The sequence below is a fragment of the Streptomyces sp. T39 genome (assembly GCF_008042045.1).
Taxonomy (GTDB): domain Bacteria; phylum Actinomycetota; class Actinomycetes; order Streptomycetales; family Streptomycetaceae; genus Streptomyces.
Window position 1 is genome coordinate 5,325 of sequence record NZ_RDBP01000006.1, and the last position, 21,131, is coordinate 26,455.

Below are 21,131 nucleotides of genomic sequence, written 5' to 3' on the forward strand. Positions count from 1 at the left end.
GTCGTCGTCACCCGTGGCGCGGTGTCGGTGGACGGTGAGGCTCCGGACGTGGCGCAGGCCGCGGTGTGGGGTCTGCTGCGCAGTGCGCAGTCCGAGCATCCGGACCGTTTCGCGCTGGTCGACGCGGACGGTGCCGCCGAACCCGACTGGGGTGTGGTGCTCGGCTCCGACGAGCCGCAGCTCGCACTGCGCGACGGCCGGGCGCTGGCGCCGCGGCTGGTGCGTGCCTCGGCCGGTGGTGGCGGGACACAGTTCGCGGTGGATGGCACGGTGGTGATCACCGGTGGTACGGGTGGTCTGGGTGCGCTGTTCGCCCGCCACCTCGCGACCGTCCGCGGTGTGCGGCACCTGCTGCTGCTGAGCCGTCGTGGTCCGGCGGCGGAGGGTGCGGCCGAGCTGGTCGCGGAGCTGGCCGAGTCGGGTTGCGAGGCCCGGGTGGTGGCGTGCGACGTCTCCGACCGGGAGCAGCTCGCTGCTGTCCTCGACAGCCTGGAGCAGCCGCTCACCGCCGTGGTGCACACGGCCGGTGTGCTGGACGACGGCGTGGTGGAGGCGCTGACGCCCGAGCAGGTCGAGCGCGTGATGCGTCCGAAGCTGGACGCGGCGCTGCACCTGCACGAGCTGACCGCCGGCGCCGACCTGTCCGCGTTCGTGGTCTTCTCCTCGGTCGCCGCGCTCATGGGCAGCCCGGGTCAGGGCAACTACGCGGCCGCGAACGCGGCCCTGGACGCGCTCGCCGCGTCCCGCAGGGCCGCCGGACTGCCCGGCACCGCCCTCGCCTGGGGCGTCTGGTCGGAGGCGACGGGCATGGCGGCGCAGCTGGGGCAGGCCGAACTGGCCCGCCTGGAGCGGATGGGCATGAAGGCGCTCACCGCCGAGACCGGTCTCGCGCTGTTCGACCAGGCCCTGGACGTGGACGCGGCCGTGATGGCGCCGGTGCTGCTGGAGACGACAGCGCTGCGCTCGCAGGCGCGGGCCGGGATGCTTCCCCCGCTGCTGCGCGGCTTGGTGCGGCTGCCGGCCGCCCGGGTGGACGACGCAGGGGCGGGCACCCTCGGCCGGCGACTGGCCGGGGTGCCGGAGGCGGACCGTGGCCGGATCGTCCTCGAACTGGTCCAGGCGCAGGTCGCGGCCGTACTCGGCCATGCCTCCGCCACCGCCGTCGAACCCGAGCGTGCCTTCAAGGACCTCGGCTTCGACTCGCTGAGCGCGGTCGAGCTGCGCAACCGGCTCACCCAGGCGGCCGGCGTGCGCCTGCCCGCCACGCTCGTCTTCGACCACCCCACCCCGGCCGCCGTGGCCGACCTGCTGCTCACGGAGATCGGTGGCGGGGAGCCGGCCGAACCTCTGATCGACCAGGAGGTGAGGAAGCTCGAGGACATGCTCGCCGCGAGTGGTGCGGAGGAGCAGCAACGGGTGGCGAAGCGCCTGCGCGCCTTGCTGTCCGGCATCAGCGCCGGCGCGGGGGAGAGCGCCCAGGCCGACAAGAAGCAGAACGCCAGGGAACGGATCGAGGCCGCCACCACGGCGGAGGAGATCTTCCAGATGATCGATGTGGAGTTGGGCGAAGCGTGACGGGGGACTCGGAAATGACGGAGAACATCGATCAGCAGGAAAAGCTCGTCCGCTACCTGAAAAAGGTCGCGGTCGAACTGAACGACACCAGGGCCCAGCTCGAAGAGGTCGAGTCCCGGGCCACCGAACCGCTGGCGATCGTCGGCATGAGCTGCCGGTACCCGGGCGGGGTGACGTCGGCGGACGACCTGTGGGAGCTGGTCGCCTCGGGGCGTGACGCCATCAGCGGGCTGCCGACCGACCGCGGCTGGGACCTGGAGCGTCTCTACGACCCGGACCCCGACCGGACCGGGACCGTCTACGCCCAGGGCGGCGGATTCCTGGAGGGCATCGGCGAGTTCGACGCCGACTTCTTCGGGATCAGCCCGCGCGAGGCCCTCGCCATGGACCCGCAGCAGCGTCTGCTGCTGGAGGCGACCTGGGAGGCGTTCGAGGACGCGGGGATCGACTCGACCTCGCTGCGCGGCAGCGACACCGGTGTCTACTGCGGGCTGGGGGTGACCGACTACAGCGTGGCGCCCGAGGGCAGCCTGCCGCAGGTCGAGGGCTTCCAGCTCACCGGCGGCTCGGCCAGCGTCTCGTCCGGACGCATCTCCTACCTGTTCGGTCTCGAGGGCCCGGCGGTGTCCGTGGACACGGCCTGCTCGTCGTCGGCCGTCGCCCTGCACCTGGCCGCGCAGGCCCTGCGGACCGGCGAGTGCTCCCTCGCCCTCGCGGGCGGTGTGGCACTGATGCCGGGGCCGTTCATGCTGCGCGAGTTCAGCCGCCAGCGCGGCCTGGCCGTCGACGGCCGGTGCAAGGCGTACGCGGAGTCCGCCGACGGCACCGGCTTCTCCGACGGTCTCGGACTGGTCGTCCTGGAGCGTCTGTCGGACGCCCGGCGCAACGGCCGCCGCATCCTCGGCCTGATCCGCGGCACCGCGATCAACCAGGACGGCGCCAGCAACGGCCTCACCGCGCCCAACGGCCCCTCCCAGGAGCGTGTCATCCGCCGGGCACTCGAGAACGGCGGTCTGCGTCTCTCCGACGTGGACGCGGTGGAGGGCCACGGCACGGGCACGAAGCTCGGTGACCCCATCGAGGCGCAGGCGCTGCTGGCGACCTACGGCCGCGAGCGTGACGGCGAGCCGCTGTGGCTGGGGTCGATCAAGTCGAACATCGGCCACACCTCTGCCGCGGCCGGTGTGGCGGGTGTGATCAAGATGGTGATGGCGATGCGGCACGGGATGCTGCCGCAGACCCTGCACGTCGATCAACCGTCGCCGCACGTGGACTGGGAGTCGGGCGAGGTCCGGCTGCTGACCGAACCGCGGAAGTGGACGGCCGACGGCCGTCCGCGTCGTGCGGGTGTCTCGTCGTTCGGCGTGAGCGGTACGAACGCGCACATCATCGTGGAGGAGGCGCCGACCGACGAGGAGCCGGCTCCGGTCGAGCGGACCGCGCCCGTCGTGCCGGTCCCGGTCGTCGTCTCGGCCCGCACGGACGAAGCGCTGAAGGCGCAGGTCGAGCGGCTGCGCGCCCATCTGACCGCGCGGCCCGACGCTTCGGTCGTGGACACCGCGTACTCCCTGGTGACGTCGCGTGCGCTGCTGGAGCGACGTGCCGTGGTGGTGGCGTCGGACCGTGACGARCTGCTGGCGCGGCTGGCGGATGTGGCGGCGGAGTCGGGGGTCGGGGGCAAGTCGGCGTTCCTGTTCACCGGGCAGGGGTCGCAGCGCCGGGGCATGGGTCTGGAACTCGCTTCGGCCTACCCGGTGTTCGACCGGGCGCTTGCTGAGGTGTGTGCGGAGCTGGATCCGCGGCTGGGCCGTTCGCTGCGTGGGCTGCTGGCCGAGGACAGTGAGGTGCTGAACTCCACGGAGTTCACGCAGGCCGCGCTGTTCGCGGTCGAGGTGGCGCTCTTCCGTCTGGCGGAGTCGCTGTCGGTCCGCCCCGACTACCTGATCGGGCATTCGGTCGGTGAGATCGCGGCCGCGCATGTGGCGGGGGTGCTGTCGCTGGCGGACGCTGCTGAACTGGTGGTGGCGCGTGGCCGGTTGATGGGTGCGCTGCCCGCGGGTGGGGCGATGGTGGCGGTGCAGGCCGCCGAGGCCGAGGTCGCGGAGTCGCTGGCCGGCTTCGAGGGCCGGCTGGAGATCGCCGCGGTGAACGGGCCGCTGGCCGTTGTCGTGTCGGGTGACGCGGACGCGGTGGAGGAGTGGCTGCCCGCGTGGGAGGGCCGCAAGACCTCGCGTCTGCGTGTCTCGCACGCGTTCCACTCGCCGCGTATGGAGCCGATGCTCGACGAGTTCCGCCAGGTCGCGGAGGGCCTGTCCTACGCGACGCCGGCGATTCCGGTGGTCTCGAACGTGACCGGTGAGGTCGTCGACGGGTTCGATGCCGAGTACTGGGTGCGTCACGTCCGCCAGGCGGTGCGTTTCGCCGACGGTGTGGCGACCCTGTGGGAGCTGGGGGTTCGACGGTTCCTGGAGCTGGGTCCGGACGCGGTGCTGACGGCCATGGCCCGGCAGTGTGTGGAGGACGACACCGAGGCCGTGTTCGTCCCGGCGCTGCGGTCCAAGCACGCGGAGGCGGGCACGTTCGCCGCCTTCCTCGGCCGCGTCCACACCGCCGGTGCGGGCGTCGACTGGGACGCCTTCTACACCGGCACCGGCGCCCGGCGCACCGACCTCCCCACCTACGCCTTCCAGCGCGAGAACTACTGGCTGATGCCGTCGGCGGGAGCCGGTGACGTGTCGGCCGCGGGTCTGGACCGGGTCGAGCACCCCGTCCTCGCCGCCGCCGTCCAGCTGGGCGACCGCGACGAGTGGGTGTTCACCGGCAGGATCTCCGGCGAGAGCCAGCCCTGGGTGCTGGATCACGTGGTGCTCGGCGTGGTGATCGTGCCGGGCACCGCATGGGTGGAGCTCGCGTCCGTCGTCGGCAGCCGGGTCGGATCGCCCGTCGTGGACGAGCTGGTGATGGAGGCTCCGCTGCTGCTGGAGGAGGGTGCGGCGGCCCAGCTGCGTGTCACGGTCGGCCCCGCGGGGGACGACGGCCGCCGGGAGGTGGCGGTCTTCGCCCGGCCCGAGAGCGCCGACGCCGACGAGCGGGGCGGGACGACCTGCCACGCCCGGGGCTGGCTGGCCGCGCAGGACACGGCGCCCGCCGCACCGTGGGTCCCGGCCGAGTGGCCGCCCGCCGGCGGTGTCCCGATGACCGCCGATGCGCTCTACGCGGGCATGGCGGAACTCGGATTCGACTACGGTCCCCTCTTCCAGGGCGTGCGCACGGCGTGGAAGGCCGGCGGCGACTCGTACGCCGAGGTCGCCCTGCCCGGCGACACCGGCGGCGAGAACTTCGGTGTCCACCCCGCCCTGTTCGACGCCTCCCTCCACGTCGGTCTCCCGCAGGACGGACCCCGTGACACCGCCGTGCTGCCCTTCTCCTGGTCCGGGGTGCGCACCGGGCGGGGCGGGCTGTCCCGGGTACGGGTGCGGATGCGCAGGGTCGACGAGACGGCCTTCGGCCTCGACGTGGTGTCCGAGCAGGGCGAGCCCGTGCTGAGCCTGGAACGGCTGGACCTGCGTCCGGTCGACCCGGCGCAGCTGGAGCGGCTGCGGCACGGTGGCCGGCAGACGGTCCACCGGCTCGACTGGGCCCCGGTCGCACCCGGCACGGCCGGGTCCGCGTCCGTCGCGGTGCTCGGCACGGCGGCCGCGACGGGCGAACGGTTCGCCGACCTGGCCGCGCTGGAGCGGACCCTCGCCGACGGGGGCCGGGCGCCCGAGCTGGTGGTCACCGCCGTCGACACCCCGGAGGGCGACCCGGCCGCCGCCGCCGCCGCGGCCGCCTCGGCGGCGCTGACCGCGGTGCAGCGGTGGCTCGCGAGCGAATGGCTGGGCGAGGCCCGGCTGGTCGTCGTCACCCGCGGAGCGGTCGCCGTCCGCGATGACGAGTCGCCCGACATGGCGCAGGCCGCCGTGTGGGGTCTGCTGCGCAGCGCCCAGTCCGAGCACCCGGACCGCATCCTCCTGGTCGACGTCCACCGTGACCCCGACCTCGACCTGATACCCGAGGCCGACCTGTCCGGCGACGAGCCGGACTGGGGCGCGCTCCTGGAGACCGGCGAGCCGCAGCTCGCCGTGCGGGAGGGCGAGCTGTTCGCACCGCGCCTGGGCGCGGCTCCGGCCGTCGCCGACGACGCGTGGCGGCTGGCCGTCGCCCGCAAGGGCTCCCTGGACGGCGTGCAGGTCGCCCCCGGTGACGCCCGCCGGCGGGACGCGTCCGCGGATGGCCCAACCGGCCCTCCTGGCACGGCCTCGACCTGCGGGCCCGGATCGCGGCCATGGTGTCCGGTGCGCCGGCAGTTGCGGGAGGGCGGGCTGCGCGGCTGTCTGCTGGTGCGGGACCTGCGCACGGGCGACGAGGTGGGCATCGACCCGGACACGGCGCTTCCCTCGGCCTCGCTGGTGAAGGTCCCGCTGGCGCTGGCGACGGCGGAACGCGTCCGGCGCGGTGAACTCGACGGCGCGACGACCCTCGACGTGCAGCCCGGGCGCAGCACCGCCCCCGGCCCCACCGGGCTGACCCGCTTCCGCCACCCCGCGCGCATCGCGGTCGACGACCTGCTCTACCTGAGCACCTGCCTGAGCGACGAGACGGCGGCCGACGCCCTGTTCGCCCTCACCCCGCCCGCGCAGGTGACCGCCATCCTCCACGAGTGGGGCGTGCGGGGCCTCTCCGTGCGGCACACCGTGGACGAGCTGTCCGACACACCCGTGGAACGCTTCGACACCGGCCAGGCCCACCTCGCGCACGCCCTGGCGATCGACGCGGGCACCAGCGGCCGCGGGCACCGCGTCCCGCAGCTGGACACGACCCGCGCCAACACCGGCAGCGCACGGGCCTGGGTCGACCTGCTCGCGGCCCTGTGGGCGCCGACGGCGATCCCGAAGCGGACGGCCGGCTTCGTGCGCGGTCTGATGCTGCACAACGTGCTGCGGCAGCGGCTCACCCCGGACTTCGCCTCCGACGCGACGACATGGTGGTCCAAGACGGGGACACTGCTCAATCTCCGGCACGAGATCGGTGTCGTCGAGCACGCGGACGGCGGGGCGTTCGCCGTCGCCGTCCTCACCGAGTCGCTGGTGCCCGCCGCATCCCAGCCGGGTGCCGACGCCCTCATGGGCCAGGCGGCCCGCACCCTGCGCGACCACCTCAGGCAGCTCTGAGGCCGGTCCCCCCGGTTCCCCGGCGGGCGTTCACGCCGCGAAGGCGTCCACCGGTACCGCGGCGTCCACCGGGGCGTCCACCGTGAGGGCACGGTCGCCAGCGGCCGCACGGGCCAGCAGCACGGCCCCGTCGAGGGAGGACAGCCCGCCGAGCGCGGCGGGACGGACGGCCGGGTCGGGACCGGGGGTGCGGCCCAGCTCGCGGGTCCAGCGCGCCACCTCCTCGACGTAGCCGGGCATGCCGTCGGCGAACCCGCCGCCGATCGTGACCAGTCGGGGGTGGACCAGTTCGGCCAGGCTGACCGCGGCGGCGGCGACGGCCATCGCGCCGTCGGTCACGGGGGCGACGGCCCACGCCTCACCCTGCGTCCATGCCTGCCGCAGTTCGCCGAAGGTGACCTCACGGCCCGCCCGTTCACCGGCGCGCCGCAGCACGGTGCGGCCGGAGGCGACGGACTGCACGCAGCCGCGCCGGCCGCAGTCGCAGCGCTCCCCCATCCGGTCGACCACGACATGGCCCACCTCGCACGACCCGCGGTCCGGGCCCGGGCACAGTCGTCCGCCGAGGACGATGCCACCGCCGATGCCCGTGCCGACCCCGATGTGCACCAGGTCCGGGCAGCCCGCCGCGTCCGCCTCCGCGAGGGCGGCGAGGTCGCCGTCGTCGGCCGTGTGCACCGGCGCACCGGACACCATGGCCGCGATCCGGGCCCGCAGGTCGAGGCCGTGCCAGGAGGGCCGGTTGGGCCATCCGCGGACGCGTCCCGCCGTGTCCAGCGTCGCGGGCACGGCCACGCCCACCGCGGTCACCGGTCGGCCCTGCCCGGCGCACGCGCGCCGGACGGCGTCGGCGAGTGCCCGCATGTCGGCCTCGGCATCACCCGGGGCCGGCCACCGGACCACCGTGTCCGGCGCGGCCGGTGCTCCGGGCACGGCCGGGCCGAGCCGGAGGGCCACTTTGGTGCCGCCCACGTCGATTCCCAGAAAACTCACGGACGTCTCTCCCTGCGGATGATGTGGGTGCCGAGGTGCCGTACGGTGCCGAGCGGGGCGGGGCGTGCTTTCCTTTCCCGGCCGACGAGGGTGGGTCGTGCTTTCCGTTTCCGCACCGGCGGAAAGGGCGGATTCCATGTCGCCGCCGCACGCGATACCCGCCCTCGCCCGTTGCGGGGCGTTTCCGCGCGATGGGGCGCGGTGCATTCGACGGGGCGGCGAACGGCCCGTCCGGACGCTTACGCCTTCGGTTTCGGTTTCGGCTTCGGCTTCGGTTTCGGTTTCGGTTTCGGTTTCGGCGAATTCCGACGGACGCACCGTCGCGTCGGTCCGGACGGAGATCGCGGGACGGCGCGGACGGGGACGTCAGGCGACGTCGCGGTCCCGGTAGGCGCAGCGGGCGCCCTCGACCAGGGGCCGGTTGCGTTCCGCCCAGGCGATGAGGGGTGCGAGGCTGTCCAGGAGTTCCTGTCCGGGCCCGCTCACGACGTATTCCACCTTCGGCGGCACGGTCGGGTGGACCGTGCGCACGACGAGTCCGTCGCGCTCCAGGCTGCGCAGGGTCAGGGTGAGCATCCGCCTGCTGATGCCGTGCATCGAGCGTTCCAGCTGGGTGAAACGCAGCGGGCGGCGGACGGCCGACAGGATCGGAATCGTCCACTTGCCGCTCACGCGGTCGAGGGCCTCCTCCAGCGCGCCCGGGCGGTTCGGCTCGTTCCGTGACAGCGGTGCCACGGCCGCGTCTCGCAGAGACATGGCGGGTGGGCCTCCTTCAGCTCATGTGGGGTTCGAGGGTGGTGCGGACGAGGCGGGTGACGGCCTCCTGGTGGTCCGCGAGGTAGAAGTGGCCGCCGGGGAACTCGTGCATCGAGAACTCCCCGGCCGTGTGCCGGGCCCACGCGCCGACCTCCTCGGCCGTGACCCGCGGGTCGCTGTCGCCGAGCAGTGCGGTGACCGGGCAGCCGAGCGGCACGGTGCTCGTGCACCGGTAGGCGGAGACCGCGCGGAAGTCGCTGCGCAGCACGGGGAGCGTGAGACGGACGAGTTCCTCGTCGAGGTCCATCGCCGCGTCGCTGCCGCCGAGTACGCGCATCTCCCGCAGCAGGGCGTCGTCGTCGAGCTCGTGGAAGCGGTCGTCACGCAGGGCGGACGGCGCCCTGCGGGCGGACACGATCAGCGCGGCCGGGGAACCGCCGCCCGCCTCGAGCCGGCGGGCGACCTCGTAGGCGATGGTCGCGCCCATGCTGTGTCCGAAGAGGGCGACGGGCCCGTCCCACGGCATCAGGGCTTCCGTGACCCGGTCGGCGAAGGTGCCTATGTCCTCGACCGGGTCCTCGTGTCTGCGGTCGTGGCGGCCCGGGTACTGCACGGCGAGCAGCTCGATGTCGGGGCCGATGCGCGCGGACAGGGGGTGGAACCAGCTCGCGGAACCGCCCGCGTGGGGCAGCGCGACCAGGGTCATCCGGCGTTCGGGCTTCGGGTGGTAGCGCCTGATCCACTGTTGCGTGCAGGTGGCCGTGGCCTTCATGGGGACTCCTGGGGGCGGTGGGGTGGCGACCTGGGGCCGTGCGGGGGCTCTACACCTCTCCGGTGAGGGCGAGCAGGGCGCGGGCGCCGAGCCGGTAGCCGAGCGCGCCGAGGCCGACGACCACTCCCGAGGCCAGCGGGGCTATCACCGACTCGTGCCGCCACTGTTCGCGCGCCCAGACGTTGGACAGATGCACTTCGATCCAGGGCCGGGGGTAGTTGGCCAGCGCGTCGCGCAGGCTCCAGCCGGCCACCATCAGGGCGCCGGGGTTCACGATCGCGCCGACCGTGTCGTAGTGCTCGTGCACGGCACGGACCAGGTCGCCCTCGGAGTCGTGCTGGACCGAGATCACCTTCCAGTCCGGTCCGGCGACCTCCTCGGCCACGGCGTGCTCGATGTCGGCCAGGCTGTCGGTGCCGTACACCTCGGGCTGGCGTTGGCCGAGGATTCCGAGATTGGGCCCGTTCAACAGGAGGATCGCGCTCATGATTCACCTCGCACAGCGGTTCAGGGATACCGGACTTCGACGCTCTTTCCGTCCCTGAAGTTGTAGCAGCACGGTAATGCGCGCACGGCTGCGAAGGGGCCCGTAGGCGCAGACTGAGGGGGGTGTCAGGGGACCCGTTAGGGGATGGGATCCGGTGTCCTGTGCGCGGTAGCGTGATATTCCCCGGATGAGAATGCGCTGCCGGCCGAGAAGTTCCGGAACAGTACCGTGCACCCTCGGCTCAATTCCAGGCTCTCCGGTTCGAATTCATCCCCGGAAAAGGAATGGATCACCATGAACGATCGTGTGGAGCAGCTTCTCGCGGATCTGCCGCGGTGGCCGCGCTACGGCGACGAGGAGCGCACCAATCTCGTCCGTGCCCTGGACCAGGGGCAGTGGTGGCGCATGGGCGGCAGCGAAGTCGACTCGTTCGAGCGGGAGTTCGCGGACCGTCACGGCGCCCCGTACGCGCTGGCCGTGACGAACGGCACCCATGCGCTGGAACTCGCCCTCCAGGTGCTGGGCGTGGACCAGGGCAGCGAGGTCATCGTCCCGGCCTTCACCTTCATCTCCTCCTCGCAGGCGGCGCAGCGCCTCGGCGCCGTGGCGGTCCCGGTGGACGTGGACCCCGACACGTACTGCCTGGACCCGGAGGCGGCCGCGGCGGCGGTGACGCCGCGCACCAAGGCGATCATGCCGGTGCACATGGCGGGCCACTTCGCGGACATGGACGCGCTGGCCAAGCTGTCGGCGGACACCGGAGTCCCGCTGATCCAGGACGCCGCGCACGCGCACGGCGCCGAGTGGGCGGGCCGCAAGGCGGGCGAGCTGGGCTCGATCGCCGCCTTCAGCTTCCAGAACGGCAAGCTGATGACGGCCGGCGAGGGCGGTGCGGTCACCTTCCCGGACGAGGCGTCGTACCAGGAGGCGTTCCTGCGGCACAGCTGCGGCAGGCCCGCGACGGACCGCCGGTACTTCCACCAGACGTCCGGCTCCAACTTCCGCATGAACGAGTTCTCCGCGGCCGTGCTGCGCGCCCAGCTGGGCCGGCTCGACGAGCAGATCGCCACCCGTGAGCAGCGTGCCCCGCTGCTGGCGGGGCTGCTGGCCGAGATCCCCGGTGTCGTGCCGCAGAGCCGCGACGAACGCGTCAACGTCAACCCGCACTACATGCAGATGTTCCGGATCCCCGGGATCTCCGAGGAGAAGCGCAACGCGCTCGTCGACGCGCTCGTGGGCCGGGGGGTGCCCGCGTTCATCGCGTTCCGGGCCATCTACCGCTCGGACGGCTTCTGGGAGTACGCCGCCCCCGCCGAGACGGTCGAGCAGGTCGCCGCCCGCTGCCCGGTCACGGAGGCGATCAACGCCGACTGCATCTGGCTGCACCACCGGTCCCTGCTGGGCACCGAGGAGCAGATGCACGCCATCGCCCAGGTCGTCGCCGAGGAGGTCGCGCGCACGTGAACGGCCAGGTGAGCGCAAGAGGACCGGGGGCCCCGGTCCGCACGAGCGTGGTGGGACTGGGCTGGGCCGCGAAGTCCATCTGGCTCCCCCGACTGCGCCGGCATCCCGCGTTCGCCGTGACCTCCGTGGTCGATCCGAATCCGGCGGCCCGCGCCGAGGTTCCGCAGGACAGGACGGGGACCCGGCTGCTGGCCGACGTGTCGGAGCTGAGCCGCGACGGCACGGATCTCGCGGTGGTCGCGGTGCCCAACCACCTGCACAGCGCGGTGGCCTGCCGGCTGCTCCGCATGGGTGTGCCGGTCTTCCTGGAGAAGCCGGTGTGCCTGAACTCCGCGGAGGCCGAGCAGTTGGCGGAGGCCGAGCGGGCCGGCGGCGCAGTGCTGCTCGCCGGCAGCGCGGCACGCTACCGGGCGGACGTGCTGGCGCTGCGGCGCCTGATCGACCGGGAGCTGGGCGAGCTGCGGCACGTGGAGCTGTCCTGGGTGCGGGCGCGCGGGGTGCCGGACGCGGGCGGCTGGTTCACCCAGCGCCAGTTCGCGGGCGGCGGCGCGCTGGTGGACCTGGGCTGGCATCTGCTGGACACGGTCGGGCCGATCCTCGGGCCGGTCGGCTTCGACCAGGCCGTGGGCACGGTCTCGGACGACTTCGTGAACAGCGGGTCCGCGGGGGCCGCCTGGCGGCACGACGCGCCCAGGGAGACCGGCAGCGGCGACGTCGAGGACACGGCGCGCGGCTTCCTGGTGACCGAGGACGGCGTGTCCGTGGCCATCAGGGCGAGCTGGGCCTCGCACGAGCCGTACGACGTCACCCGGATCCGGGTCGACGGCAGTGCGGGCAGTGCGACGCTGCGGTGCACCTTCGGCTTCAGTCCCAACCGGCTCAAGCGGTCCTCGCTGACGCTGGTGCGCGACGGGGTGGAGACCGATGTGCCGCTTCCGCAGGAGGAGATCGGGGCGGAGTACGTCCAGCAGCTCGACGAGCTGCCGGCCCTGCTCGCGGACCCGGCGTCACCGGGGCGGACCGTGGACGAGGTCCGCCGCACGATCGCGGTGATCGAGCGCATCTACCGCTCGGCACGCAGGGCACGGATCGGCGCGCGCTCCACAAGAGCGGTGCGGGCGGTGCCCCACTCGACGCTACTCAACACGGAGGATCACCATGCCTGACATCCTCACGGGTGAGGATCCCGTCTGGCCGGCGACGGCGCCCGAACCGGGTTTCCGTGCCGTCGTGTTCGATCTCGACGGCGTGATCGTCGACAGCTACGAGGTGATGCGCCAGGCGTTCAGCATCGCCTATACGGAGGTCGTGGGCGCCGGTGAGGCTCCGTTCGCGGAGTACAACCGGCACCTCGGCCGCTACTTCCCGGACATCATGCGGATCATGGGGCTGCCGCTGGAGATGGAGGCCCCCTTCGTCCGCGAGAGCTACCGGCTGGCGCCGGAGGTGCCCGTCTTCGACGGCGTCGCCGGCATGCTCCGTGAGCTGCGCCGCCGCGGCATCCCGCTCGCCGTGGCGACGGGCAAGGCGGGCGACCGGGCCCGTGCGCTGCTGCGGCAGCTGGGGCTGCTGCCCCTGTTCGACGTGGTCATCGGCTCGGACGAGGTGGCCCACCCCAAGCCGGCGCCCGACATGGTCCTGCGCGCGCTCTCCGTGCTCGGCGCGCGGCCCGAGGAGACCGTGATGATCGGTGACGCGGTGACCGATCTGCAGAGCGCGCGCGGCGCGAACGTGGCCGCCGTGGCGGCCGTGTGGGCGGGCGTGGACGAATCGGTGCTGCTCGCCGCGGGCCCGGATGCGGTGCTCCGCGAGCCGGCGGACGTGCTGTCGCTGTGCGCGGTCCCGGTGCCGGCGGGGGGCGGGCTGCGGTAGCCGGAGCGGGCGCGGAACGGCGGCGGGCCGGGGCAGGGCGCCCCGGCCCGCCGGCGCGCGCCGCTTCGGAAGGTGTGCCGTGACCGCCGGTCACGGGATGCTCAGTCGAGGCAGAACTCGTTGCCCTCGACGTCCTGCATGTTGATGCAGGACTCGTTGTCCTCGTCGGCGTAGAGGGTCTTCAGGTGCACCGCGCCGAGCCCGACCAGCCGGGCGCACTCGGCTTCCAGCACGGCCAGCCGCTCCGCGCCCACGAGCCCGGTCCCGGCGCGCACGTCGATGTGCACCCGGTTCTTGGCGGTCTTGCCCTCGGGTACCCGCTGGAAGTAGAAGCGCGGGCCGGCGCCCGTCGGGTCGAAGGCCGCGAACCACGTGTCCCGCTCCTCGGGCGGCAGCGACGCGTGGTATTCGTCCCACGAGCCGAAGCCCTCCGGGGGCGGCTGCGGGACGTACCCCAGCACCTCGCACCAGAAGCGGGCGACGCGCTCGGGCGACGCGCAGTCGAAGGTGACCTGGACCTGCTTGACCGAAGACATCGGGTCACCGTAACAGGGGTTCCGGCACCGGTCATTCGCCTTTTGCGCCCGCCGTCCGACGTCGTGCCGGTACGGTCCGGCCGGCTCCTTCTCCCCCACCGCGGAGCGGCCCGTACGCCGTGGCGTACGGGCCGTTCACCGGCGGCGGGTCAGGCGTCGGACGGCATGCCCTCCAGGGTCCGCAGGACGAGCGGTTCCGGGACGCCGCGGACGAGTTCCGCGCCGTCGGGGCCGTCCAGGACGAAGGCCAGGGCGCCCTCGGCCTTCTTGTCGCGCCGCATGTACCAGAGGAGTTCCTCGTGCGCGATGCCGGCGGGCAGGCCGGTGGGGAGCCCGTATCCGGCGACCACGTCGTGGTGCTCGGCGACCCGTTCGGCGCCGATGCGGCCGAGCGTGCCGGCGAGCCGGCCCGCGAAGACGGTGCCGACGGCGACCGCCTCGCCGTGCCGCAGGCCGTAGTCGGTGGCCTTCTCCAGGGCGTGGCCCAGGGTGTGGCCGTAGTTGAGGACGTGGCGCAGACCCTGGTCGCGTTCGTCGCGGGTGACGACGGACGCCTTCAGGCCGACGCTCGCCGCGATCTGCTCCTCGAGCGGCAGACCGCTCAGTCCGGGCGCGCCGATGAAGTGGCACCGTGCCAGTTCGCCGAAGCCGTTGATCCGTTCGCGCTCGGGCAGCGTCTCGAGGAACGCGGTGTCGCACAGGACCGCGAGCGGCTGCCAGTAGGCGCCGACGAGGTTCTTGCCCTCGGGGAGGTTGACACCGGTCTTGCCGCCGATGCTGGCGTCGACCTGGGCGAGCAGGGTCGTGGGGAGATGGATCACCGGTGTGCCCCGGTGGTACAGGGAGGCGGCGAGCCCGACGGCGTCGGTGGTGGTCCCTCCTCCGCACGAGACGATCACGTCGCCCCGGGTGAGCCCGAACCGGGCGAAGGCGCCGCACAGGTCGGCGACGGTGGCGAGCGTCTTGTTCGCCTCCCCGTCCCGGGCGTCCAGCCGCAGGGTCTCCACGGGCAGCTCCGGCAGCGCGCCGTCGGGCCGGGCGGAGACGACCACGGCACGCCGTGCGCCCGTCGCCCCGACCAGGTCCGGCAGCAGGGCGCGCACCCCGTGGCCGATGTGCACGGTGTAGGCGCGGTCGCCGAGATCCACCTCCACGCGGTGGACGGACGGTCCGGCGGCCGGACGGCCGCCCTCCTGGGCGGCCGTCAGCAGCTGACTCATCGAGGGCTCCTCTCTCGGCCCCGGTCACCCGGACCGGGGCCCCTCATGGGGTGACCGCCGGCGGCCCGCGCCGGAAGGCCGGCGCCGGCGGCGGCTCATACGGTCTGGAGTGCCGCGGTGGGCACGGCGATCGGCTGGGTGTCCCGGCCCGCCTCACCGAGCACCGCCCGGACGGTCCGCGCCGCCAGGGCCTCGGTGACCGCGGGGATGCGCAGCCTGCGGTGGGTGAGGTGGGCGTGGTCGAACAGCAGGTAGTTGACCGGTGCGCCCTCCGCGGCCCAGGTCCCCGCGGCGCGGCGCAGGGTGCGCAGGTACTCGTCCCAGGCGCCCGCGACCTCGGGGCTCATGGGCGGCAGGCCGTCCGCGAGCGTGGGGGCGGTGTGCCGGCTGCGCTCGCACAGTTCGGTGCGGCGCTCGGGCGTGAGCCCTTCGGTCCAGTACTGCCAGCACTGGAACAGGAACCCCTTGCGGCCCGGCTCGGGGACCAGGGCGACGACGTGCCGCAGATGCCAGGTGGCGAGCGCGAGCAGGGCGGTGTCGGGGAGCGCGGCCTCCCGTGCGACGGCGAGGGCGAGTTCGCTGGACGCCATGGCGACGTCGTCGGCGAATTCGATGTCGCAGGCTTCCTGATGGTGCGGGGGCCGGCCTTCGGTGTCGGGCAGGTAGGCGATACGGGAATCCGTACCGGAAGGGAGGATCTCCGTCCTGAGTCTGTTCTCCACTTCACGCAGTTCGGGCGAAGCGGAATGTGCCCAGAATCCGATCTCGGGATTCCTGCCGGTCTCGCCCCAGTGGAAGAACCACCTGCTGGACCGGTCGGCGGCACGGAGGTCACGGGTCAGCTCCCGGAGGGTTTCCGGAGGCTGCGGATGGGAGATGCCGTGGTGACCCGTCCCGTAGGGGGCGGGCACCCGGGCGTGGAGCCAATGGTGCGTCATGTCGGTTACCTCAATTCTTTCACCAGCGGGAATGTCCGGATAATTGCCTGACCGACGCGGGCGCTTTCTCATGCTAGGGCCGCCCGGCAAAACGCCTCCACACCCTTGTGGCGCCGATATCGGCCGGGCCCGAATTCAGGGCCCTGCTAGGGGGGACGACTGGGGTTACGAGTTCACCGGTGACGGCGAGAATCTTGTTCAACAGAGCCGCAGAACATGCGACAGGTCAAGAGATTCCGTCAGACGTATTTCGTTGCCGCCGTGTTATCGAGGGGTGTGTGGACATGCTGCGAACCGAGCTGATCCGACCGTTGCCGGAGCTGCTCACGGCGCACGCGGACCGCTACGGGAACAAGATCGCCTACCGCGATGCCCGACGCGCGGTCGGCTACGCCGAGCTGGCACAGCGCACCGGGCGGCTGGCCGGTCACCTGGCGGCGCTGCGGCTCCAGCCCGGTGACCGGGCCGCGTTCCTCCTCGGCAACTGCGTCGAGACGGTGGAGAGTTACCTCGCCGTGCTGCGTGCGGCCGCGATCGGTGTCCCGCTCAACCCGCGGTCCACCGATGCGGAGCTGGCCCACCTGCTGACCGACAGCGGCGCGCGGGTGGTCGTCACCGACCCGCCGCACGTCGAGCAGGTCCGGCGGGTGCTGGGGGCGGACCGTTCGGTGCGCGTCGTGGTCACCGGCGACGGACGGGCCCCGGCCGGGACCGTGTCCTTCGAGACGCTGGCCACCACGGACGCCCCCGCGCCCGCGCGTGACGACCTGGCGCTCGACGACGTGGCGTGGATGCTGTACACGTCCGGGACCACGGGCAAGCCGAAGGGCGTGCTCTCCAGCCAGCGCAACGCGCTGTTCTCGGTGGCCGCCGGCTATGTGCCGATCCCGGGGCTCTCCGCGGACGACCGCGTGCTGTGGCCGCTGCCGCTCTTCCACAGCCTGTCCCACATCGTGTGCGTGGTCGCCTCCACCGCCGTCGGCGCCTCGGTGCGCCTGGTCGACGGCTTCGCCGCCGAGGACGTGCTGGCCGCGCTGCGCGAGGAGAACTCCACGTTCCTCGCCGGCGTCCCGACCATGTACCACCAGCTCGTGGAGGCCGCGGCCCGCAAGGGCTTCGCCGCGCCCCGGCTGCGGATGTGCCTCGTCGGCGGCGCGGTCACGACCGCGTCGCTGCACACCGCGTTCGAGAAGGCGTACGGCGCTCCCCTGCTCGACGCGTACGGCTCCACCGAGACGTGCGGCGCGATCACCATGACCTGGCCGGCCGGCCCCCGGGTCGAGGGCTCCTGCGGCCTTCCGGTGCCGGGCGTCAACGTGCGGCTGGTCGACCCGCGGACCGGCAGCGACGTGCCGGCCGGCGAGGAGGGCGAGGTCTGGGTCAACGGGCCGAACGTGATGGCCGGTTACCACAACGACCCGCAGGCCACCGCCGCCGCGCTGCGCGACGGCTGGTACCGCACCGGCGACCTGGCGCGCCGTGACGACACCGGCTGCTTCACCGTCACCGGGCGGCTCAAGGAGCTCGTCATCCGCGGCGGCGAGAACATCCACCCCGCCGAGGTCGAGGAGGTGCTGCGGTCCGTGCCGGGCGTCGCCGACGTCGCCGTGGTCGCCAAACCGCACACCGTGCTCGGCGAGGTGCCCGTCGCCTTCCTCGTGCCGGGCCCCGAAGGGCTCGACCCGGAGCAGTTGTACGCCGCCTGCCGCGAACAACTGGCCTACTACAAGGTGCCGGAGGAGCTGTACGAGACCGCGCAGATCCCGCGCACCCAGTCCGGCAAGATCATGCGCCACCGGCTGCTCAGCCGGCCCATGCGGCTGCGTGCCGCCAACAGCAGCCACTACGAGTCGCTGCTGCGTCTCGACTGGGTGCCGCTGACGGCCAGGCCGGCCGCGCCCGCCGACGCGCCGTGGGTGCTGTCCGGTCCGGACGCCGACGCGCTCGCCGCCCTGCTCGACGCGCGGCTCGCCACGGCCGCCGGCACCGGCGAGCCGGTGCCGGGCGCGGTGGTGCTCTCCCTCGACGTGCCGAAGGCGGCGGCCGCCGCCGACTTCGCCGGAGCCGTGGAGCGCACCGTGCGCGGGCTGGCCCGCCAGGTCACGGCCTGGCTGGCGGACGAGAGACTGGACGGCGTACGGCTGGCCGTCGCCACCCGCGGCGCCGTGACCGCCGGACCGCGGGAGTCCCTCCACAACATCGCGCACGCCCCGGTGTGGGGACTGCTGCGCGCCGTCCAGGCCGAACATCCCGGCCGGGTGCTGCTGGTGGACCTCGACGAGGCGCCGGCGTCGGCGGAGGAGCTGCCCCGGCTCGTCTCCACCGACGAGCCGCAGCTCGCGCTCCGCGGCGGGGTGCCGCTGCTGCCGCGTCTGGCCCGGGTCGCGGCCGGCGGCGAACCGCGTGAGGGTGCCGCTCTCGACCCGGAGCGCACTGTCGTCGTGGCCGGCGCGGACAGCGCGCAGGGCGCGGCGCTCGCCCGCCACCTGGTCGCCGGGCACCGCGCACGGCATCTGCTGCTGATCGCCTCGCACGGCGCGGACGACGAGTCCGTCGCCGCGCTGCGCGACGAACTGACCGCCGCGGGCGCCCGGAACGTGGCCGTCGCGGCCTGCGACCTGGCCGACCGTGCCGCGCTCGCCGGTGTGCTGGAGCGTGCCGAGCGTCCGATCACGGCCGTGGTGCACGCGGGGGGCTGGGAGGACGCGCTCGCCCACCGGCCGCGCCGGGCCCTGGAGTCGGCCGTGGCCGGCCTGCTCCATCTGCACGAGCTGAGCCGGGCGCACGAGCCGGCCGTGTTCGTGATGTGCTCGTCGGCCGACACGCTCTTCGGCGCGGCGGGCGAGGCCGACCGGTCCGCGTACAACGCCTTCGTCGACGCCCTGGCACAGCACCGGGCCGACCGCGGGCTGCCCGCCCTCTCCCTCGGCTGGGGCCGGTGGGAGGCGACCGCCGGCACGGCGGTCGGCGGCGTGACCGGGACGGGAGTCCTCGGCGCGTCGGAGGGGCTGGCGATGTTCGACGCGGCCCAGCTGTCCGGGCCCGCGCACTGCCTGCCCATGGCCCTGGACACGGCGGCCATCGCGACCGGCGAGGTGTCGCCGCTGCTGGGCGGCCTGATCGACACCTCCGCCGTGCCCGCGACCGCCGACAGTTCGGTCGCCGACACTCTGCGGGAGCGTCTCGCCCCGCTGCCGGAGGACGAGCGGCTGCGGATCCTCCAGGAGATCGTCCGCACCGAGGCGGCCCGCGTCCGTGATCTGGGCGGCATCTCCTGGGTGGGCCCGAAGCGGCCGTTCAAGGACCTGGGCTTCACCTCGCTGCACGCGGTGGCCCTGCGCAACCGGCTCACCGAGACGACCGGGCTGCCGCTGCCGGCGACGGTCGCCTTCGACCATCCGACGCCCTACGCGGTGGCGGTGCTGCTCCACACCCTGCTGACCGGTGCCGAGGAGCGGACCGAGGAGGTGCGGCCGGAGGTCGCCGGGTCGGACGAGCCGATCGCGATCGTCGGGATGGCCTGCCGGCTGCCCGGCGGGGTCACCTCGCCCGAGGAGCTGTGGCGGCTGGTCGCGGAGGGCCGCGACGCGGTGTCCGGCTTCCCCGACGACCGCGACTGGAACCTGGAGGAGCTCTACGACCCCGACGGCGCCCGGCCCGGTTCCAGCTATGTCCGCGAGGGCGGCTTCCTGTACGACGTGGCCGACTTCGACGCCGAGTTCTTCGGCATATCCCCGCGCGAGGCCGTCGCGATGGACCCGCAGCAGCGGCTGCTGCTGGAGACGTCCTGGGAGGCCCTGGAGCGTGCGGGCATCGATCCGGCGGCGCTGCGGGGCAAGCCGGTGGGCGTGTTCTCCGGTGTGATGTACCACGACTACGGCGCCCAGGTGGACCGCGCGCCGGAGGGCTCCGAGGGCTACCGCGGCATCGGCACGGCGGGCAGTGTCGCCTCCGGACGGGTGTCGTACACCTTCGGTCTGGAGGGCCCGGCCCTGACCGTGGACACGGCCTGCTCGTCGTCGCTGGTGGCGCTCCACCTCGCCGCGCAGTCGCTGCGCAACGGCGAGTGCACGATGGCGCTGGCGGGCGGTGTCGCGCTGATGGCGCAGCCCACCTCGTTCGTGGAGTTCTCGCGACAGCGTGCGCTCGCCCCCGACGGCCGCTGCAAGGCGTACGCGGAGGCGGCGGACGGCACCGGCTGGGCGGAGGGTGTCGGCATCCTGCTGCTGGAGCGCCTGTCGGACGCCGAGCGGCTCGGGCACCCGGTGCTCGCCGTGGTCCGGGGCTCCGCGGTGAACCAGGACGGTGCGTCCAACGGGCTCACCGCTCCGAGCGGTCCCTCGCAGCAGCGGGTCATCCGCCAGGCGCTGGCCAACGCGCATCTGTCTCCGGCGGACGTGGACGCGGTGGAGGGCCACGGGACGGGCACCATGCTCGGTGACCCGATCGAGGCGCAGGCACTGCTGGCCACCTACGGCAGGGAGCGGGACGCGGAACAGCCGCTGTGGCTGGGCTCGTTGAAGTCCAACATCGGGCACGCCCAGTCCGCCGCCGGTGTCGCCGGCATCATCAAGATGGTCCAGGCGATCCGCAACGGCGTGCTGCCGAAGACCCTGCACGTCGACCAGCCCTCCACCAAGGTGGACTGGACGGCGGGCGCGGTGGAACTGCTCACCGAGGCCCGCGACTGGCCCGAGTCGGGGCGCCCGCGCCGCGCGGCGGTCTCCTCGTTCGGCGTCAGCGGCACCAACGCCCACGTCATCATCGAACAGGCCCCGGTGGCGGACGTGGAGCCCACGCCGCCTGCGGCCGCCGGCGCGGCCGTGCTGCCGTGGGTGGTCTCGGCCCGTACGCCCGCGGCGCTGCGGGCCCAGGCACGGCAGCTGGTGGGTGCGGCGACACGGCACGAGCCGGCGGACGTCGCGCACGCGCTGGCGTTCACCCGGGCGTCACTGGAGCAGCGTGCGGTGATCCTCGCGGACGACCGCGCGAGCGCGCTGTCGGGTCTGGAGGCGCTGGCGTCGGGTGAGCCGGCCGCGCACGTGATCACCGGGACCGCGGACGTGGACGGCAGGACCGTCTTCGTCTTCCCCGGCCAGGGCCACCAGTGGACCGGCATGGGCGCCCGCCTCCTCGACACCAGCCCCGTCTTCCACCACCACATCGGCGAATGCGCCGTCGCGCTGAGGGCGTATGTCGACTGGGACCTGGTCGACGTCCTGCGCGGCACCGAAGGCGCACCCGGCTTCGACCGCGTCGACGTCGTCCAGCCCGCCTCCTTCGCCGTCATGGTCGCCCTCGCCCG

At 73.5% G+C, this 21,131-nt stretch carries 12 protein-coding genes and 1 pseudogene; 6 read left to right on the forward strand and 7 right to left on the reverse strand.

Annotation, left to right across the window (positions count from 1 at the left end):
* A partial coding sequence (locus tag EAO77_RS00410) for a beta-ketoacyl reductase (RefSeq protein WP_147986155.1) occupies nt 1-1,575 on the forward strand: 1,575 nt, incomplete at its 5' end.
* A gap of 125 nt (nt 1,576-1,700) precedes the next feature.
* Nucleotides 1,701-6,788 (forward strand): annotated as a pseudogene (locus tag EAO77_RS00415) (beta-ketoacyl synthase N-terminal-like domain-containing protein); the annotation flags it as partial.
* A 30-nt stretch (nt 6,789-6,818) separates the two neighbouring features.
* Here EAO77_RS00415 and EAO77_RS00420 read toward each other — a convergent pair.
* The 4 genes from EAO77_RS00420 to EAO77_RS00435 form a co-directional block, all read right to left on the reverse strand.
* Nucleotides 6,819-7,781: an ROK family protein gene (locus EAO77_RS00420; RefSeq protein ID WP_222723638.1), complete on the reverse strand. Its 963-nt coding sequence runs from the start codon at nt 7,779-7,781 to the stop codon at nt 6,819-6,821.
* A 366-nt stretch (nt 7,782-8,147) separates the two neighbouring features.
* Nucleotides 8,148-8,537, reverse strand: coding sequence for a winged helix-turn-helix transcriptional regulator (locus EAO77_RS00425; RefSeq protein WP_147986147.1), 390 nt, complete (start codon nt 8,535-8,537; stop codon nt 8,148-8,150).
* Between the two features lie 16 nt (nt 8,538-8,553).
* The gene (locus EAO77_RS00430; protein WP_147986148.1) at nt 8,554-9,309 is read right to left on the reverse strand and encodes a thioesterase II family protein; all 756 of its coding nucleotides are present in this window, start codon (nt 9,307-9,309) and stop codon (nt 8,554-8,556) included.
* Between the two features lie 49 nt (nt 9,310-9,358).
* Nucleotides 9,359-9,796: a type II 3-dehydroquinate dehydratase gene (locus EAO77_RS00435; RefSeq protein ID WP_147986149.1), complete on the reverse strand. Its 438-nt coding sequence runs from the start codon at nt 9,794-9,796 to the stop codon at nt 9,359-9,361.
* A 294-nt stretch (nt 9,797-10,090) separates the two neighbouring features.
* On the opposite strand from EAO77_RS00435, the gene EAO77_RS00440 reads away from it, so the two are divergent.
* The 3 genes from EAO77_RS00440 to EAO77_RS00450 are packed head-to-tail and all read left to right on the forward strand — an operon-like array spanning nt 10,091 to nt 13,132.
* Nucleotides 10,091-11,260, forward strand: coding sequence for a DegT/DnrJ/EryC1/StrS family aminotransferase (locus EAO77_RS00440; RefSeq protein WP_147986150.1), 1,170 nt, complete (start codon nt 10,091-10,093; stop codon nt 11,258-11,260).
* Nucleotides 11,261-11,310: 50 nt separating this feature from the next.
* Nucleotides 11,311-12,426 (forward strand): Gfo/Idh/MocA family protein, encoded by a 1,116-nt coding sequence (locus EAO77_RS00445; protein ID WP_147986156.1) that lies wholly within the window; start codon nt 11,311-11,313, stop codon nt 12,424-12,426.
* A complete protein-coding gene (locus EAO77_RS00450; protein ID WP_147986151.1) occupies nt 12,419-13,132 on the forward strand; it encodes an HAD-IA family hydrolase in 714 nt (237 codons plus the stop codon). Before EAO77_RS00445 ends, EAO77_RS00450 begins: the two co-directional genes overlap by 8 nt.
* Before the next feature lie 101 nt (nt 13,133-13,233).
* On the opposite strand, the gene EAO77_RS00455 is transcribed toward EAO77_RS00450, so the two are convergent.
* From EAO77_RS00455 to EAO77_RS00465, 3 genes are all read right to left on the reverse strand, one after another.
* Nucleotides 13,234-13,668, reverse strand: coding sequence for a VOC family protein (locus tag EAO77_RS00455; RefSeq protein ID WP_147986152.1), 435 nt, complete (start codon nt 13,666-13,668; stop codon nt 13,234-13,236).
* A gap of 149 nt (nt 13,669-13,817) precedes the next feature.
* Nucleotides 13,818-14,888 carry a 3-dehydroquinate synthase family protein gene (locus EAO77_RS00460; protein ID WP_147986153.1) on the reverse strand — a complete coding sequence of 357 codons (1,071 nt, stop codon included), beginning with the start codon at nt 14,886-14,888 and terminating at the stop codon, nt 13,818-13,820.
* A gap of 95 nt (nt 14,889-14,983) precedes the next feature.
* The gene (locus EAO77_RS00465; protein WP_147986154.1) at nt 14,984-15,826 is read right to left on the reverse strand and encodes a lantibiotic dehydratase C-terminal domain-containing protein; all 843 of its coding nucleotides are present in this window, start codon (nt 15,824-15,826) and stop codon (nt 14,984-14,986) included.
* Between the two features lie 284 nt (nt 15,827-16,110).
* Between EAO77_RS00465 and EAO77_RS00470 the strand changes: the two genes are divergently transcribed.
* The coding region (locus tag EAO77_RS00470; protein ID WP_147986157.1) for a type I polyketide synthase at nt 16,111-21,131 on the forward strand (5,021 nt) is incomplete at its 3' end.